The following is a 14,825-nucleotide window of genomic DNA, read 5'->3' on the forward strand; positions in this document are numbered from 1 at the left end:
TAAATAAATTTGCAGCGATACTTATGCCGTACGATCATCTCGCTGATTTTTTGTCCGACCTCCACGATTCCGGCGAGTTGATCCGCGTGGCGGCTGAGGTCGATCCTGTTCTGGAAATCGCCGCAATCACCGACCGCATCACACAGTCCGCGGATGGCGGTCCGGCACTCCTCTTCGAAAACGTCAAACAGACCGCGCTCCCGGTAGCAGTCAATCTGCTGGGCAGCGAAAAACGGATGTGCCGCGCTCTGGGGGTTGCCGATGTCGAAGAGGTGGCTCACCGCGTCTCCGGCTTGATCCGACCCGCACTTCCCGACGGTTGGTTGGAGAAGCTCAAATTATTGCCGCAGTTTTCGCAACTGACAAACCTGCCTCCCAAAACCGTTGCTACGGCAATCAGCCAACAGGTGGTCAAAGTCGGCCGCGACATCGATCTGGGAGAACTACCGCAACTGCACTGCCGACCGAAAGAGACAGCGCCGTTTATTACCCGCGGACAGATTCATACTGTCGATCCCGTGACCGGGACGCGGCATGTCGGCAACGTGCCGTTGGAGATCCGGGGAGCGACCTCGGCACTGGTGCATTGGACGCCGCACGATGTTGGTTTTCAAAATTTCCGAAAAACCTGCCAGCTTGGCAAGCAGACCCCCGTGGCGGTTTCGCTGGGAGGCGACCCACTGCTAGATTTCATCTGCACGCTGCCACTGCCGGCTGATAGCGACCCATTGGTATTCGGCGGATTTTTGCGGGACAAAAATATCGAGGTCGTTGCCTGTCGCAGTGTGGAATTGCAGGCCCCCGCACATGCGGAAATCGTCCTCGAAGGCTACATCGATGCTCTGCAGGAACTGCAACCGGGGAGCGAATTTGGCAGTCGGACCGGGTTTTATTCGCCCCGCATGCCGCGACCATTGTTGCAGCTCACCGCACTCACGCATCGCGCCAATCCGGTCTTCCCCACGACGGTGTACGGCCAACCACCACGTGAAGAGTATTGGATGAACCGTGCCGTCCAGCGCATTTTTCGGCCGTTGATCAAATTGTTCCTGCCCGAGATCGAGGATTTTCACCTACCCCGCAGCGGAGCAGGGCGGAACATCTGTTTCGTCTCAATCAATAAAACCTATCCGCAACAGGCTCGCAAAGTGATGAACGGCATCTGGAGTCTGAACCAATTGATGTACAGCAAGCTGGTGGTGGTGGTCGATGCCGGCGTTGATTTGCACAATGAGGAGCAAGTCTGGTTTCAAGTCGGCGCGAACCTGGATCCCGCGCGGGACGTCTTTCAAACCAGCGGCCCAGCCGACTACCTGGACCATGCCAACGCAATTGCCGGAACCGGGGCCAAAATCGGCCTGGATGCAACCACCAAATTCCCCGAAGAGACCCAATCACGCCCCTGGCCGTCGCAATTGGACATGCCGCAAGAAATCGTCGACCTCATCGAACGTCGCTGGCCGGAGTACAAAATCGGCCAGATTCCCACACGAGAAGACGAAAATCCGCCACAAAACAGCTAAGCACAATCCACCCTATCAACAGTCCCCCAAAGGGTTTGCCGCCGACGGCCATTCGGCTTGCAAATCCGGCCAACGTAAGATATACCATTGCTGTAACGTTCCGCGAAAATCCGCAGGAACCGCCCACCCCCCAAGCCGCCGTAGCTCAGTTGGTAGAGCGACGCATTCGTAATGCGTAGGTCAAGAGTTCAAGTCTCTTCGGCGGCTCTTTTGTATCAAGGACTTACGTCGCTCACTGCTGCCCGTCACTGGCTTGTGACCACTTGATGACCACTGGTGCACCATGACAGATGAAGTTGTCGAATGCAGCAATTGTGGAGAGAAGATTCCCGAGGAGAAACCTGGGGACCCACTGGAAAAACGAAAACCATGCCCAAAATGTGGAGCGCTCAATAGAAGTATCCCGGCAGGGGCAGTTTCTTTCTTGGGGGTGGCTTCAATAGTGGCTAATGCCGTAATCGAGCGGCACTGGACTAGGCTCTTGGAAACGTCTAAGGCGTTGATTGAACTTGAGCATTTTGCGCCTGCCGTAATTGTTGCTCACACCGCTTGTGAAGTGATCGTTCAAAGGGCGGCTTCCAAAGCCTTTCAGGAGCGAAAAATCGCCGACCTAGAACGAGAATTCGATGCCGTGTGTCGATGGCAAAGTTTGCTCGAAAAAGAGCATTGCAAGCTCTTCAAAAAATTGACTGGCGACGAAAAGCTGACCGAACAAAAGTTTTGGAAAAAACAGCCCACATATAAATCGTCCGTTGAGCGCCGAAATAAGGTCGTTCATGCCGGAAAGGACGCCACAAAAGACGAAGCCGAGGAAACCCTCCAAATCTGCGAGTCGTTCATTTCGTACATTGAAAAGACTCACGGTCTCGAATGAAACGGTGGAATCAGTTTGCCATTTTTGAGCGATCGTTCAGTTGTTGTTGAGACAACGCCGGCACGTGAAGATTGGCCACCGCCGGTTTAATCTGCCGCGCCATGTTGATGTACCGGTCGGTCGTGTTAGCCGATTTGTGGCGCATCAAGACCTGCAGGGCCTCGCGGGTCATATTCTCGGCGTTCAACGTCGCGAATGCTCTCCGCTCATCGTGGAAGCCGTAACGGTAGCAGGCATCGGTGCATTTCCCGTGCCGGGGATCGCCAGAGTCGCGGCACGGCAGCTTAATCCCCGCAGCGTCCTGAATTTTGGCAAATTCGACGTCCAGCGTCCGACGGTCGTGGTCCCATTGGAAGACACACGGGACGAAAGCCCTCAGCGGTCGGATATGCTCGATGACGATTGGATGCAACGCAACCTTTTCGTCGCGGCCCCCTTTATTGTCAGAATGCCGCGTGATCGCGGTGCCAGCATCGAGATCGACGTCGTCCCACCTGAGCGATAACAACTCCCCAATTCGCCAACCGGTCATTTGGGCGGTAATCAGCAACGCGCGCCACCAATCCGCGATGGGGTAGGGAGCTTCGGCGGGTTTCGTTGCCGCGCCCGCAGATTGGTACATCAGGGCGAAGTGTTCTGGCGTGACGTAGTTCGGCAGTTTCTTCGGCTCCTTTTCCATTCGGAACCGGGGGACCGTCTTAATATATCCCCACTCATGGGCAAGTCTCAACGCGGCCTTAATACATCGCAAATTGCCGTTGACCGTCGCGGGGGAAACCTTACTTTTTTTCTTTTTACCACGTTCCGTTTTCCGCACGCGCACGAATTCGCTGATTCGCTCCGCAGTGACGGACGATGCCTGCTTGGGCTTGATGATCCGTTCAAGATGCGACAACGCCTCTTTGGCCGAACGAACACTCGCCGGACGTAGTCGCGATTTGATGTCGGCTTCGTACCGCTGGCGGAATTCGTCCCACGTCTTACGCTCCTCGCGCTGATAAGTGCCAGTGATCAACTCCTCGCGTATCCGGGCGGCCAATCGTTCGGCAGCGCGCTTACCACGGCTCCCCGTTCCGCAACTTTTGGCGCGCCGTGTGCCGTCTGGTTCGTTCCATTCGGCATACCATGAAGCTTTTTTCTCGCCATGCTTTTCGACCTGCCACTTTTTCTGTTTAACCCATGCGCTCATGAAAATACTTCCCCATTAGTTTGATGCTGTTATCGCCCTTTTTGACGCTATCGGTTTTAGTAACTCGTGTCCCGGAGCTCATCCACTGATATAAATTCTCTAAAATCTCTCAATGATCAATTGAATTCGGTTCGCTTGGAAATGCGACTGGGACGGAGATCTTGACGCGATGGGCTGCAGAGTTTTCATGAGACATATCGCCACTAGCCTTGATTGCAAATAGTTGCAGCCCACCGGAAGCGCCGCCGGTTGTCGTTGAAGACAGAGCAATATCGAAATCAACATTGACGATAGTCATATATTCACAGTTCGGGTTTTCGAGTTTTTTTAATTGCGGTAAGACATAGGCGAAACCTGGTCGTTTATGAGATTGTGCATCCGAGAGCCCTTTCGCGATGTCTTCGAGTGCGGTTGTGATGAACTCGCTAAGTTGCATAATTCTTTTCCTCTAGTTAGGTGAAAGTTACTTTCCAAAAACGATCCAATAAATCTCCCGGCCGCCAATCGTCCCGCGTTCAACCAGTTGGCCGGCGATGTCCATGACGGCTTGCCAATTTCTCACCAACAGCGTGACCGTCGAGTCGAGCATTTCAAACGTGATTGTCTCCCCAATCAATTCGGCATCCAGTGGGTTGAACGAAAAATCCAGTCCTCGTATCTGTTCTCGCAACGTATCGAGGTCCAGCACTTCGGTATCGTCGAGGAATTGGGCCATCAGTCCCGCTATGCCGATCAGCGGCTCGGCCTCGGGCTTCATTCGCAGCAGATTCGTGAGCCCGCGGTATTTGCCGGTTCGCGGATCCACGTCGATACGGGTCCCGCGGATCGACGCGCCGTGCAGGGCTGCTATGACGACGTGGCCTGCCTCGTGGATGGCTGCGGTCCAGGGTTCAGAGGTTGTTGTGATCTCGGGCATGCTGTCGGTTTCAATTGAATTGGAAAGCCCCGGCGACCCGCTTCAGGGGATCGTTGCTCATGGTCTCGGTAATACGTCAATTACGGAAACTCAGTCGAGTTTCGTCGTGCCGAGAAGGCTGCATCCATCCGCCCATGGCGATGGGCGTAAAAAAAGAGTGCCACCATCAACGGGCTTTGTCACGCGGGTACTAGCCGCGCGCGGTCGTTACCGGTCCCGCAAACCTGCTGATGGTGGCGCTCTGGTTTAGTACTTTCGTTCGACATATTTTGTAGTACTCCGCGTCCGCAAGCGGCAGACGACTTGGTTTGACGTCCTCATCGTACTACGGAGGGTGCCGTGATTCAAGGAATTTTCATTATGGTGTTTCCAGGAAACCCAAAAGTTCCGGACAAAATCGGTTACTCTGAGATAAGGTGGACGTAGGCCGTTATGCACGTTGCACGGTGTTTTTTAAAACATACTCATCATGGGGCCTCGAATGAATCGAGAAGAAGCAATAGAACTCCTCAGAACCGGACAAGTCCACCGTTGGAACGCACGGCGGTCTACGCCTGAAGCTGAGCCCAATCTCAGCAACGTTGATTTTGATGGCTTTGACATTCCAGGAGCCAGCTTCAAAGGCATCGATTTGAGCGGGGCGAATCTAAGTAATACGAAGCTCACAAATGCTGTTTTTTTGGAAACAAATCTTGAAGGGGCGAATCTGGCCAATGCCCTGCTTTCCAAAGCGACGTTTCGAGGAGCCAAAATGGCTGGATGTGACTTTTCACATGCAACTGTCACGGACGCTAAGTTTGAAAATTGTGATCTACGCGGGGTGGTATTTAATCGCACGAACCTTTCTTCATCTAATTTGAGCGGCGCCAAGCTAAACGGGATCGATTTCAGGCACTCGAAAATACATCAGACCATCCTGACCGGCGCGAATCTGAGCAATGCAAAGCTAGATAATTGTGACCTTCTCAATGCGGAACTTAACAACGCCACTTTAACGCAGGCGACTCTCATCGGAGCAAATCTTATCAATTGCAAATTGAACGATGCAGTTATGATCGGCGCAGATTTGGAAAAGGCCGCGCTGGAACGAGCATCGCTGCAACATGCGGACCTACGTGATGCGAGATTATTTATGGCGGATCTCAGCAAGACCAACCTGCAGGACGCCAAGCTTAATCGCTCCAATTTGATCGGTGCTAAATTTGACTCAGGATTTCTCCGCGACGCCGACCTACTCGAGGTTGTGATTGACTCGACAACGCGCTTTAACTCGGAGACGGACGTCCGCGGCTGCAAGGTCGATCGCTATACGATGGAGTACATGCGTGAGAATATTCCACGTGCAGTGTTGATGGATCTGGAGGTCCGCGACGACATTGCACGCCTTCGATCACAATACAGCGGTGTGTGGATGTGGTCGCACGTGCTTTCGGTTATCATTTTCGCCGCGCCTTACGTGTGGTTCGTCTGCCGCCAATGGGTAGTTGCACATGTTCAAGAAAAGGTCCCAATCCCAAGCGAATCAATCCCGTTGTGGAAAGCATTGTTCCGCTTCATTTGGAACGGCGGCGAGGGTTGGCGCGAAGGCTGGTCCCTCGCGCCCGGATCGTTTTTCCCATTCTGCTTGGTGCTAATCTACAGCGCGTTGCGCGTTGTTCTCCTTTGGAAGACGAAAAAACTGGAAACTCAACAGGACGTGACGGGGTTGCCCGTGCAGTTTTCACTTGGCCATAGCTTTTGCAGTTGGAACACACTGTATTCGCTATCGTATTGGGGTTACTTTGTGTCCTTGATTTTAGTTTTCTGGAACACGCTACATTTCTTTTCGATTCCCGTACCTATTTCACTTTCACCGTAAACGCTTGAAGAACTACAGACTGTGCTTGAGACGCCCTTCATGGTTCCGCGATCGGACTCGGCGTAGGAATGGGATATGCGTTCGTAAATTGCGAAGCGATGTTTGATGTCATAATCATTTCCAATAGCCTCAAGGAATCACTCCATGTCCTCCGTCAACCTGTCGGATTTCGACCTTTCAATGCTTCCGACTGCTGAAGATGACGAATACGAATTCAAATCGAGCAAGTCACCCGAGAAGTCTCTAAAGGAAGAAATCAGCCGAGCAGTCTCGGCGTTTGGGAATTCTGGGGGTGGATATTTCATTGCGGGTGTTAACGGGACCGGCAATGCCGACGGAGGATTCCCGAAAACGAAAGGAAGGCAAGATTTCCGCGACTGGGCTGACCAGATCATCCATCTCGTCGAGCCAACGCCACCTTATTCGATAAAACTAATAGATGAACCGAATGGGAGGGGGACCATCGATAATGACAACGTCGTTCTTGTTATTGCCGTTGGTGAAAGCCAAACCGGCCCCCACATGGCAAAGGACAATAAATACTATATTCGATCTGGCGCGCATACTGATCCCGCTCGACACTTTATCGTTGACGCTATTTGGGCGAAGAGGTTCTTTGGAAAACCACGCCTTTCTCATGTATTCCGGCAAAACCCTGATAACTCAGGTGTGATTCAGCTTGGAGTCGTAGCCGTAACACAATCACCAGCCATAAACGTCGAAATTTCGCTATCTCCGCTGCAAGGACTATTAGAAGGCCATGAAAAGTATTTCCCTCTTCAAATCGCGGTCATCGACAGCAACAATCCGTTCTATATGGATGTTACATTCTTCTTCGAGGCGGAAAAGCACTTCGGAGCGAGTGTCGATCTCGCTGTTTCGTATAAAGACTTAGCTGGCAATCCCTATGTTTACAAAACTTGCCTCGAAGTAAGTCGATCAATTCCATCGTTATCCTTAGGAAAAATGTCATTGGACAAGGTTGTGGGAGAGCTAAAATCAATTTCTAAAGCTCTAAACAAAAAAAGAGGTTGACGTTTTCAATCGTCTCGTAGTGTCTGTGCATCGGCTGCATGGACTCCGACTGAGTAGTGGAGCAAATTGCTAAAGATCACCCGTCACGGCCAGACTACCGCCCTCGGTTCGGCCGCCCGCGATTCGGTTCCCCCCTATTGGGAGCCCCCCTGTTCGGCATGCCGCGACTCGGCGCCGGGTTGTAACGGCCGATCCGCTTCATCGGCAATTCGCTGCGGGCTGTCTGCATTTGGCTTTCAAAGGTTCGGAGCACGAAGTATTCGGTAGTGTCCTGATTTGAAGAATCGGCGGATGGACCCTAGTCGCCTCATGTGTTGGATGGGTAATATTGCTGCTAGCCCGATGATTTCAAATTAGTTCGCGCCCCAGAGGTACCCCATGACGACGGATAAACCGAAATGGTGGCAGAGTTGGATTGCCTACGCGTTCGTTGGGCTGATACTGATGGTCGGGCCGTATGTGGGAGGGTATTTTTTACTGGCAGAAGACTCCTTTGTTGGTGAGAGTGTCAATGGCAACACCGTCATCGCTCGCGACTTCAAATACGATGCGATGAGGATTGGATTTGGCCCATTGGCGTGGGGCGAATCTAGGCTTCGCGGCGTGGTGGTCAGAATTGCCGTCCCCGGTGGATTAGTAGACCACTACTTCGACAAATCGTTATTAAAAAAGCAGATTCGAGAAGCACCCGAATAAGGACGCTACGGACAATGGCTGTCCGACCCGCTGCATTGTTGGTGGGGAGTGTTGTAGTAAGAATCCCGGCCGCCGGCGTCGCCAAAAACCAGCGACCGGGTTGCGATCCGGCGGGAAAGTATCAAAAAACCGCCGGACTTGATCTCGGTGTAAAACTCACTCGATTTTTAATTCGTATTTTGCATCGTCCCAACTGCATTTGTGACGCAACGCATATTTCTGGATCCGCTGGGCACGGCGACGCGCCATCTCGCCGCCGCGGTCGTTTATAGTTCCCTGCTCAACTTCCGCTTCGAGCCGGTCAAGCCGGGCGCGGTTGCTGTAGTGGTCCCTGCTGAGTCGATCGACTGGGGACCGGTTGTATTTCTTCAGATGCACCAATTCGGCCTTGGCGTCTTCGTAATTCAATCCGCGTCGCAAAGCGAATTGAACAACTTCCTCGGCGAAAGCGGCCGCCTCATCGTTCGTAGTGTTCATGTCACCGGACGTGGGGACGACGCTCCATTTCGATTCGATTTCTTGAAATTTGCCGGTCTTGGCCGCCTGGGCCGGCGTCGCAGCGTTGGTGCCGCGTCCGTCGACACTGCCGACCGTCGGGGCGCTGTAACGTTGTCTCGCTCGAATCCGTGCATGCGTTCTTTGGTTCACGCGGCCGACAATGGCATTGATTGATTTTTGATGGATAGTCATTTCATTTTCCTTTGGTTTGGAAAGTTCGTGAGTTGAAAATTGGCGCCGGCCGGCATCACCCGGGGCCGACCGGCGCCCGACCGAAAACGGCTAAACGATTCCCGTGCCGAATTTGTCCGGGTTCAACTTTCGTTGTCGCAACTCGCGTTCTCTGGCGTGACGTCGGATAAGAATGTGTTGTGCGACTTCGGAAATAAGAGCGGAGTTAAACAGGGCGTCATCGAGCAATTGTTCTCCGCTTTCTCGAATGCGGCGATCGTGGTCCGTCTCGTGATCGTCTGGAAGTTTGAGAGAACCAGGCTTGTCGATTTCCATGAAAGCTTCGGTCGCGCTGATGTTATGCATCCGTGCAATTTGGTGAATTGAAACGCCTTGCTCATTGAGCTTGGCAATCGACTCCAACGGCGGGGGCGATTCCGGATTCTGGACGCGTCTTAGTGTGTCGAAGAAGTGCTGTAATATGCCGAAGAATGATTGGCTGTAGCGGAATTCTCCGTGGTCCGTGCCGGTTGATGGGTTGATCGCAAGCGCTTGTTGCGTTTCGGCGCTGTGACGCTCGCACAGTTTCCAGCCCTCGATAAACAGCGGCGCGAGTTCCACCGTCGGTGTACAACGTGCCAGTGATGTAACGATATCCTCAATTGGGCCGGTCAGCGGCGGCATTGTTTGGATCTTTCCATCATCGAAATCCGTGATAATTTTCTGCGCCGCTTCGATCGCTCCGAAGAGTTCCTCTTGTGGCGTTTTCGTTTCAGCTTGCGTTGCGGTTTGAGTAATCGTTTCGGTCGTCATGTTTAGTTTTCCTCAAAAAGGGTGCGAAAAAAAGTGGTGGCTAGTGAGACTACGGCCGCGCGGCGACGATCATTTCACGCCAGTCGGACGGATCGTCATCTAGCAAAATCAACAATTCCTGATGACAGCGTTCATTGAAACCATGCATGCACGGTTGGTGGGTTTTGGCGTCATCGATGTATTTATTTGGCACAACGATTGTGCAGCGCCCCACTACGATGCGACCGGTCTTCATGTCAAACGATACGGTCGTGGCGTCGGGTGAATGTGGCGTGATTTCGTAGTTCGATGTTTTGCCGCGAATCAGGCTGCGGGCAGGGGTTTCGCGTGTGATGGTTTTCATGGTTTTGTCCTGTCTAATTGGAGTCGTGAATGCGGCGAACGACTTCTGGGTCGTAGCCAGTTTGTACAAAAGTTCGCGGCCGCCAGTCGGCACGCTTTAGTTGGATCCCAAAGCGGCGAGGGTCGCTCCTTTGAAGTGATGTGGTACCTGGTGCCTCGGGCTTTTGGACGTGCGAAAAAATCATGTATCGCAACGTGTCGACGCAATCGTCCTCCTTTTTCAACGGCTCATGTCGTGGACTCGCGGGGTTAAGACCTTTGCCCGATGCGCGGAGCCAACGATACTTTCGCATCTCCTTGGCCAAGTGCGGGCAGTTTTCCTTGTGGATATACAATGAAGGTTGGCCAGTCAGCGGGTCGAGCTTCAAATGCTGACGAACGCACTCGATGCCGCGGTGCACATCGTTTCGGGCCGACGATGTCGGGATACCCCGCGCGGAGAATTCGTTCAGCAGGTCCGGACGCGACGGGTCGCAATATGTCGGGCCGAATTGCGCATGACCGCCGAACCAACGGAAGCGGTCCTTGATCAACTCCGCTCGAAGTTCACTGAGCAAGCCCGTATCGTCCCAGAGTTCGTCGAAGATAAACCAGCGACCAGTGCCGTCGACGTAACCCCATAGGCACACAAACGGATGCTCCGCCGATCCGCCCCAGTCGATAGCTCGAACGTACTGCACACCATTCGGATGCGTAATGACGTTGTCGCCGACAAGATGGACATGTGGATTGAATGACTTGTAGATTTGACCGCGATACGATGCGAACTTACCTTCGCGGCGAGTTGCGACCATTTCGTCGCTGACGCTCGAAAAGAACGCGTCTTTCCATTCCTTTGAGACGGCGCTATTCGCCATCGTATTCAGGCTGTAAAACGACCAGCCCAGCGGCGGATTGTCGTACAACTCCTCGAGCTCGATGCTCAGGTCCGGGTCGATTGGCGTGCACTCAATGATCACACTGCCGGGATACCACGTGTCCCGCAGACCGCGAATGACTTCTTCGAGGATCTCCCACGGGAATTGCTCCGAAAACCACGCGCCGCCAATGCTCCGCCCCTGGAACTTCTGCCGGCGTTGCTCAGTCGATTTGAATTCGATCACCCAATTCTTGCCCGGTCGGCCCGGCCAAGGCTTCAAGGGAACATGCGAGGGCCATTCGGCCTTGCTGGACAGCCATTGCACTCGCGACCAGTCGACCAATGATGGCGGGATAAAGCGTCGCAAGCCCTGGGCCCAGCCGATGCCAATGCATTGCTCGTAGGTATCGCTGATCACCCAATAAGGGCAATCGCGGCGCGGTGGCGGCTGTTCTTGGCATAGGAACTTGGCAACTTTGTAGGCGGCGGCCGTCGATTTGCCTGAACCGTTACCGCCGAGAAGCACACTGACCGGCGACGTCGAATCGCAGAAGCTTGATTGCATATCACCCAGCGCGAGATTGTCTTTGCGCGGCTGGAACGTCATCAACTCGCTCGCCTTCAATTCGAGCAACTCACGAACGCGCGGATTGTTCGCGGCCGCTTCGATCATCTCCGGCGTGATCTCGCCAGACGCACGAAGTTCGCTTGTATTGCGTTGTTCGGGTTGTGGGGTGTCGTTGGTCATGTCAGGGGGCCTTGCGGCTGCTGGTGATATCAATTTGGCTGTCTGCGGCGACGCTGGTTGAACGTTCGTGACTGTGGTGGTTGAATGACTGGCGGTTAATGTCGGCCGGTGCGGCTTTGGTATTCTTCGGCTTGGCTCCATTTGGCTTGGATCTCCGCACATGCCGCGCGGATCTCTGCGGGAGTTGGATCGTGGCGACGTTTGCCGGCTTTCGCACGACAATCGCTGCACAATCGGAAGCCCTCAGCGGTCGCGTTGGGACAGAATTTGCATTGCGGTTGATCTTCCATTTTCGGGCCGCTGTTGGCCTTTATGAGTCTTGTGGTGGAGTCTGTGGGACGTCAATTTGCGTAAGTGATATCTGGTCAACGGGTTGCGATTGGTCGTCTACTGATTGACTATCGGTAGATGGTGGGATTCCCAGAACTTCTCGAATGGCGTCGCCGATGGCGCTGTCGATTTGTTCCGGCGACGGCATCGCGCTGTTGAAGCCTGAGAACGAATTCATTTCGATGTTGATCAATGCTTTGTCTGGCAACAGCCGTTCAGAAACCCATTTGACCGCGCTCGGCTGACCTTTCTTTGCTCGCCGAATTTGCTCCTTGATAATTTTGAGCCAGTCGTCATTGCTCACATTTTCCGCCAGGGTTCGCAGCCGATCCTCCGGCGTCGGCGGCGCCTTCTTCGGCCGACCGGGTCCGCCGCAGTTTCCCGGAACGAACAGCCCGCGCTCATCGCGCTCGGGAGTGTTCGGTTTCGATACAGGCATTTGGTTTTCTGCGCCGTTTTCGATCATGTTGACTCGATTGGCTAGTATTATTCGTGCTGTCACTTGGGACGCTTGGGACGGCTGTTTCCTATTGTGGTTACTTTCCAGCCCTATATGGTGTGTTTTCATTTGTGGAAACGTTTAACAATAGGTGCCAAGCGTCCCAAGCGTCCCAGCCGTCAGGTGAAATTGAATGATCCTGGATGTTTTTGTCGTTCGATTCGTTCCTTGATATCGCGATGCGTTTCGTTCGGATTGGAGTTTTCACCCGCCCAAATGAAACCACGTCCGTAGGCTCGCGATGGGCAAACCTGAATGCGTTTGAAGTTGCCCTTTTCGATCATCGCGGCCATTTTCTTCGCGGCGGATTGGGTCTTGAGTTTTTCACCGGCGGCTTTGTTCAGCATTTCGGCGGCGACGGCGGTGGGGATGAAAACGTGGTCCGCATTGGCGTCGTAGTGCAGCCGCTCCAATTCGTTGGCGAAGTGCTCCTCGATCAGTTCTCCTTCCTCTAGCTCGCTGTCGGCGATGTCCTGTCGTTCGGCGATGACGGCCTGGGCTTCGGTCGGTTCGGGCAGCCGCGCGACAATCTCTCGTTCCCAGTCCCCCCATCGCGTGAACTTTGTAAGGATTGCCGGCTCGCTCCGCAGAAATGCAATCAGGTCGCCAATGATGGCCTGCCGTTGTTCCCGCACAAATCCGGCGGTGTCTTCAGACCATGTCGCGGAATACTTTGGCCTGCCCAGCTTGATTGTCACGACGCGTTGAGCAAGGTCAGTCGATAGCGACGCACCGTTGAGCGTGATGATCCAGGTAATGAGGTTAGGGCGGCTCGCCTCGCCGATGTACAACCGTCGGCCGCTGATGACTGGCGTTGTGATGAGGCTTTCCAGTTCGGCCCATGACAGTTTGAGTGACTTGACGTTGTCGAGAATCGCGACACGCTTATCTACGGCATCGGGGGATAACAACCGTTGTTTGATGACGGTGATATCTTCCCGTACCGAAATGTCGGGGAAGCCGCCGGCAAATTCTCCCACGGTAGTAGCCATCGTCGATTTTCCGACGCCAGTTCCGAAATCGCTGGTGATGAGGAATGCGGGACGTGCTCCCCCGGGTCCGCCCCAGATGATGGAAGCAAATAGGGCCAAGATTAAATCGCGGTCGATGTCCGTTGCGGGGGAGAAGCGATCGAGCAACGTATTAAGCGCCTTGCCATCACCTGGCTGCGGGAACTTGCATGCGTAGTAGTGCCCGTCGACTCGCGGTTCGTGGGGCAAAGTCTCGATCCCCTCGTAATCAGTCGCAGTTCGCCTCAGTTCGGAGAAGACCTCATTTTTCGTGTGAAGACGATCGCCTCGCGAAAACGATGGCGGCATACCGGTTGCCGAACCGACCCAACCAAATAGTGATGCGGGATTGTCGAGCCAATCGATTTGGGAATCATGCTCGTGCACGAATAGTGCCGGCCCAACGCGGCGCGGCCAATCGCCAGTTGCGGCCTTGATCGTATTCAATATCTCAGGCATGGGGACCGGCGCCATACCTCCGCCAGCGATCGAAGCAGCGTTGCGGATCCGCGCGGTTGCTGCGGGTTCGTTCGTAGGTTCGGCGTTCGTCATCACGTCCGCTTCGGGAGCTCCGGCAACGATCCGCTGCAGTTCGTCAACCGTCCCGCCAGCGTCCAGCCAGTCCGAAACGTCGCCCTTGGGCGGCAGTCCCGGCAATTCGATGACCTTGACCATCGTGGCGATGCCTGACAGCGACCTCGCGACTTTGGCGGCGTGCTCCCGGCCCGGATCGTCATTGTCGGAAATGATGGCAACCGTGCGATTCCTGAATAACGGGCAGTAGGATTTGTTCCACTTTCCAGCGCCGCCGATGTTGGTTGTCGCGACCAGCCCCATTGTGGCCAGTCGATCTGCATCCTTCTCCCCCTCGACCACGAAGACCGTTTCGGAAGATTCGGTCGCGAGCACGTCCGGCAGCCGATACAGGATCCGATTGACTCCCTTCATCGACCACGTCCAGCCACCGTTGCCATCCGGCTGACGTTGCCGAAAGTCCTTGGGGTCTAGGCGGACGGCTTGATAGAGCAGCTCGCCCATCGCGTTGCGGTAGTCATACGCGGCGATGATCCGTTTGCCGTTTCGGCTGCCGTTACAAGTCGAATCCGGAAACAACTCATTGAACGACATGCGGACCGCTTTCAGGACGTCGCCCGTCGCGCAACCGGCCTGGCATTTCACCAACGTTTTTCCGTCATCGGCGATAGAGATGCACAAAGAATTCTTGTTATCGTCATGCGCGGGGCATTTCGCTTCCCAGCCCGATTTCGTTGTTTCGACGTCGCGGAGTCGTGAGAGAATAGGCGGCGCGTCTGTCATCGATTGCGCTCCTTGATCTTGCCTGCGATCCGAAGGGTAACGACTCTCGCTGCACGGTCCGTAAATGCGTTGATCAATTTGTCCAACGATCTTGCCGATAAAGCTCCATGAGCATCCACGGCCATAGCTGCGAAAACGCGTGTAGAG

The 14,825-nt window shown here is 54.2% G+C and carries 15 protein-coding genes and 1 tRNA gene; 6 read left to right on the forward strand and 10 right to left on the reverse strand.

The window, feature by feature from the left end:
- Positions 1-23: 23 nt before the first annotated feature.
- The 3 genes from Mal52_RS24200 (at position 24) to Mal52_RS24210 (ending at position 2,397) form a co-directional block, all read left to right on the forward strand.
- Positions 24-1,523 (forward strand): UbiD family decarboxylase, encoded by a 1,500-nt coding sequence (locus Mal52_RS24200; RefSeq protein WP_145379086.1) that lies wholly within the window; start codon positions 24-26, stop codon positions 1,521-1,523.
- 134 nt (positions 1,524-1,657) lie between these two features.
- Positions 1,658-1,730 (forward strand) — tRNA-Thr (locus Mal52_RS24205).
- Positions 1,731-1,806: 76 nt separating this feature from the next.
- The gene (locus Mal52_RS24210; protein ID WP_145379087.1) at positions 1,807-2,397 is read left to right on the forward strand and encodes a hypothetical protein; all 591 of its coding nucleotides are present in this window, start codon (positions 1,807-1,809) and stop codon (positions 2,395-2,397) included.
- Between the two features lie 10 nt (positions 2,398-2,407).
- Here Mal52_RS24210 and Mal52_RS24215 read toward each other — a convergent pair whose 3' ends face one another.
- The 3 genes from Mal52_RS24215 to Mal52_RS24225 all read right to left on the reverse strand — a co-directional run bounded on the left by Mal52_RS24215 (position 2,408) and on the right by Mal52_RS24225 (position 4,502).
- On the reverse strand, positions 2,408-3,586 hold the full coding sequence (locus tag Mal52_RS24215) for a tyrosine-type recombinase/integrase (RefSeq protein WP_145379088.1): 1,179 nt from the start codon (positions 3,584-3,586) through the stop codon (positions 2,408-2,410).
- A 109-nt stretch (positions 3,587-3,695) separates the two neighbouring features.
- Positions 3,696-4,022: a hypothetical protein gene (locus tag Mal52_RS24220; protein WP_145379089.1), complete on the reverse strand. Its 327-nt coding sequence runs from the start codon at positions 4,020-4,022 to the stop codon at positions 3,696-3,698.
- 27 nt (positions 4,023-4,049) lie between these two features.
- A complete protein-coding gene (locus Mal52_RS24225) occupies positions 4,050-4,502 on the reverse strand; it encodes a hypothetical protein (RefSeq protein ID WP_145379090.1) in 453 nt (150 codons plus the stop codon).
- 481 nt (positions 4,503-4,983) lie between these two features.
- Here Mal52_RS24225 and Mal52_RS24230 point away from each other — a divergent pair, with 481 nt between their 5' ends.
- The 3 genes from Mal52_RS24230 (at position 4,984) to Mal52_RS24240 (ending at position 8,091) form a co-directional block, all read left to right on the forward strand.
- On the forward strand, positions 4,984-6,360 hold the full coding sequence (locus Mal52_RS24230) for a pentapeptide repeat-containing protein (RefSeq protein ID WP_197534438.1): 1,377 nt from the start codon (positions 4,984-4,986) through the stop codon (positions 6,358-6,360).
- A 144-nt stretch (positions 6,361-6,504) separates the two neighbouring features.
- The gene (locus tag Mal52_RS24235) at positions 6,505-7,395 is read left to right on the forward strand and encodes an ATP-binding protein (RefSeq protein WP_145379092.1); all 891 of its coding nucleotides are present in this window, start codon (positions 6,505-6,507) and stop codon (positions 7,393-7,395) included.
- A 378-nt stretch (positions 7,396-7,773) separates the two neighbouring features.
- Complete coding sequence (locus tag Mal52_RS24240) at positions 7,774-8,091, forward strand: hypothetical protein (protein WP_145379093.1); 318 nt, start codon at positions 7,774-7,776, stop codon at positions 8,089-8,091.
- Positions 8,092-8,247: 156 nt separating this feature from the next.
- Here Mal52_RS24240 and Mal52_RS24245 read toward each other — a convergent pair whose 3' ends face one another.
- The 7 genes from Mal52_RS24245 to Mal52_RS24270 all read right to left on the reverse strand — a co-directional run bounded on the left by Mal52_RS24245 (position 8,248) and on the right by Mal52_RS24270 (position 14,678).
- Positions 8,248-8,781, reverse strand: a complete 534-nt coding sequence (locus Mal52_RS24245) for a hypothetical protein (protein WP_145379094.1) — start codon at positions 8,779-8,781, stop codon at positions 8,248-8,250.
- 90 nt (positions 8,782-8,871) lie between these two features.
- Positions 8,872-9,573, reverse strand: coding sequence for a hypothetical protein (locus tag Mal52_RS24250; RefSeq protein WP_145379095.1), 702 nt, complete (start codon positions 9,571-9,573; stop codon positions 8,872-8,874).
- A gap of 49 nt (positions 9,574-9,622) precedes the next feature.
- Complete coding sequence (locus Mal52_RS24255) at positions 9,623-9,916, reverse strand: hypothetical protein (protein WP_145379096.1); 294 nt, start codon at positions 9,914-9,916, stop codon at positions 9,623-9,625.
- Positions 9,917-9,929: 13 nt separating this feature from the next.
- Positions 9,930-11,522: a terminase large subunit domain-containing protein gene (locus tag Mal52_RS24260; protein ID WP_197534439.1), complete on the reverse strand. Its 1,593-nt coding sequence runs from the start codon at positions 11,520-11,522 to the stop codon at positions 9,930-9,932.
- A 95-nt stretch (positions 11,523-11,617) separates the two neighbouring features.
- Positions 11,618-11,812 carry a hypothetical protein gene (locus tag Mal52_RS29970; protein ID WP_197534440.1) on the reverse strand — a complete coding sequence of 65 codons (195 nt, stop codon included), beginning with the start codon at positions 11,810-11,812 and terminating at the stop codon, positions 11,618-11,620.
- A gap of 20 nt (positions 11,813-11,832) precedes the next feature.
- On the reverse strand, positions 11,833-12,318 hold the full coding sequence (locus Mal52_RS24265) for a hypothetical protein (RefSeq protein ID WP_145379098.1): 486 nt from the start codon (positions 12,316-12,318) through the stop codon (positions 11,833-11,835).
- Positions 12,319-12,470: 152 nt separating this feature from the next.
- Positions 12,471-14,678 (reverse strand): hypothetical protein, encoded by a 2,208-nt coding sequence (locus tag Mal52_RS24270; protein ID WP_145379099.1) that lies wholly within the window; start codon positions 14,676-14,678, stop codon positions 12,471-12,473.
- Positions 14,679-14,825 lie beyond the last annotated feature (147 nt).

Source organism: Symmachiella dynata (genome assembly GCF_007747995.1).
In the GTDB taxonomy this organism is placed as follows: Bacteria; Planctomycetota; Planctomycetia; order Planctomycetales; family Planctomycetaceae; genus Symmachiella; species Symmachiella dynata.

Excerpts from the sequence above, each read along its gene's own strand:
- Mal52_RS24200 (WP_145379086.1), top strand. The coding sequence starts at position 24 with ATGCCGTACGATCATCTCGCTGATTTTTTGTCCGACCTCCACGATTCC.
- Mal52_RS24215 (WP_145379088.1), bottom strand. The coding sequence starts at position 3,586 with ATGAGCGCATGGGTTAAACAGAAAAAGTGGCAGGTCGAAAAGCATGGC.
- Mal52_RS24235 (WP_145379092.1), top strand. The coding sequence starts at position 6,505 with ATGTCCTCCGTCAACCTGTCGGATTTCGACCTTTCAATGCTTCCGACT.
- Mal52_RS24260 (WP_197534439.1), bottom strand. The coding sequence starts at position 11,522 with ATGACCAACGACACCCCACAACCCGAACAACGCAATACAAGCGAACTT.
- Mal52_RS24225 (WP_145379090.1), bottom strand. The coding sequence starts at position 4,502 with ATGCCCGAGATCACAACAACCTCTGAACCCTGGACCGCAGCCATCCAC.
- Mal52_RS24245 (WP_145379094.1), bottom strand. The coding sequence starts at position 8,781 with ATGACTATCCATCAAAAATCAATCAATGCCATTGTCGGCCGCGTGAAC.
- Mal52_RS29970 (WP_197534440.1), bottom strand. The coding sequence starts at position 11,812 with ATGGAAGATCAACCGCAATGCAAATTCTGTCCCAACGCGACCGCTGAG.
- Mal52_RS24265 (WP_145379098.1), bottom strand. The coding sequence starts at position 12,318 with ATGATCGAAAACGGCGCAGAAAACCAAATGCCTGTATCGAAACCGAAC.
- Mal52_RS24220 (WP_145379089.1), bottom strand. The coding sequence starts at position 4,022 with ATGCAACTTAGCGAGTTCATCACAACCGCACTCGAAGACATCGCGAAA.
- Mal52_RS24240 (WP_145379093.1), top strand. The coding sequence starts at position 7,774 with ATGACGACGGATAAACCGAAATGGTGGCAGAGTTGGATTGCCTACGCG.
- Mal52_RS24250 (WP_145379095.1), bottom strand. The coding sequence starts at position 9,573 with ATGACGACCGAAACGATTACTCAAACCGCAACGCAAGCTGAAACGAAA.
- Mal52_RS24230 (WP_197534438.1), top strand. The coding sequence starts at position 4,984 with ATGAATCGAGAAGAAGCAATAGAACTCCTCAGAACCGGACAAGTCCAC.
- Mal52_RS24270 (WP_145379099.1), bottom strand. The coding sequence starts at position 14,678 with ATGACAGACGCGCCGCCTATTCTCTCACGACTCCGCGACGTCGAAACA.
- Mal52_RS24210 (WP_145379087.1), top strand. The coding sequence starts at position 1,807 with ATGACAGATGAAGTTGTCGAATGCAGCAATTGTGGAGAGAAGATTCCC.
- Mal52_RS24255 (WP_145379096.1), bottom strand. The coding sequence starts at position 9,916 with ATGAAAACCATCACACGCGAAACCCCTGCCCGCAGCCTGATTCGCGGC.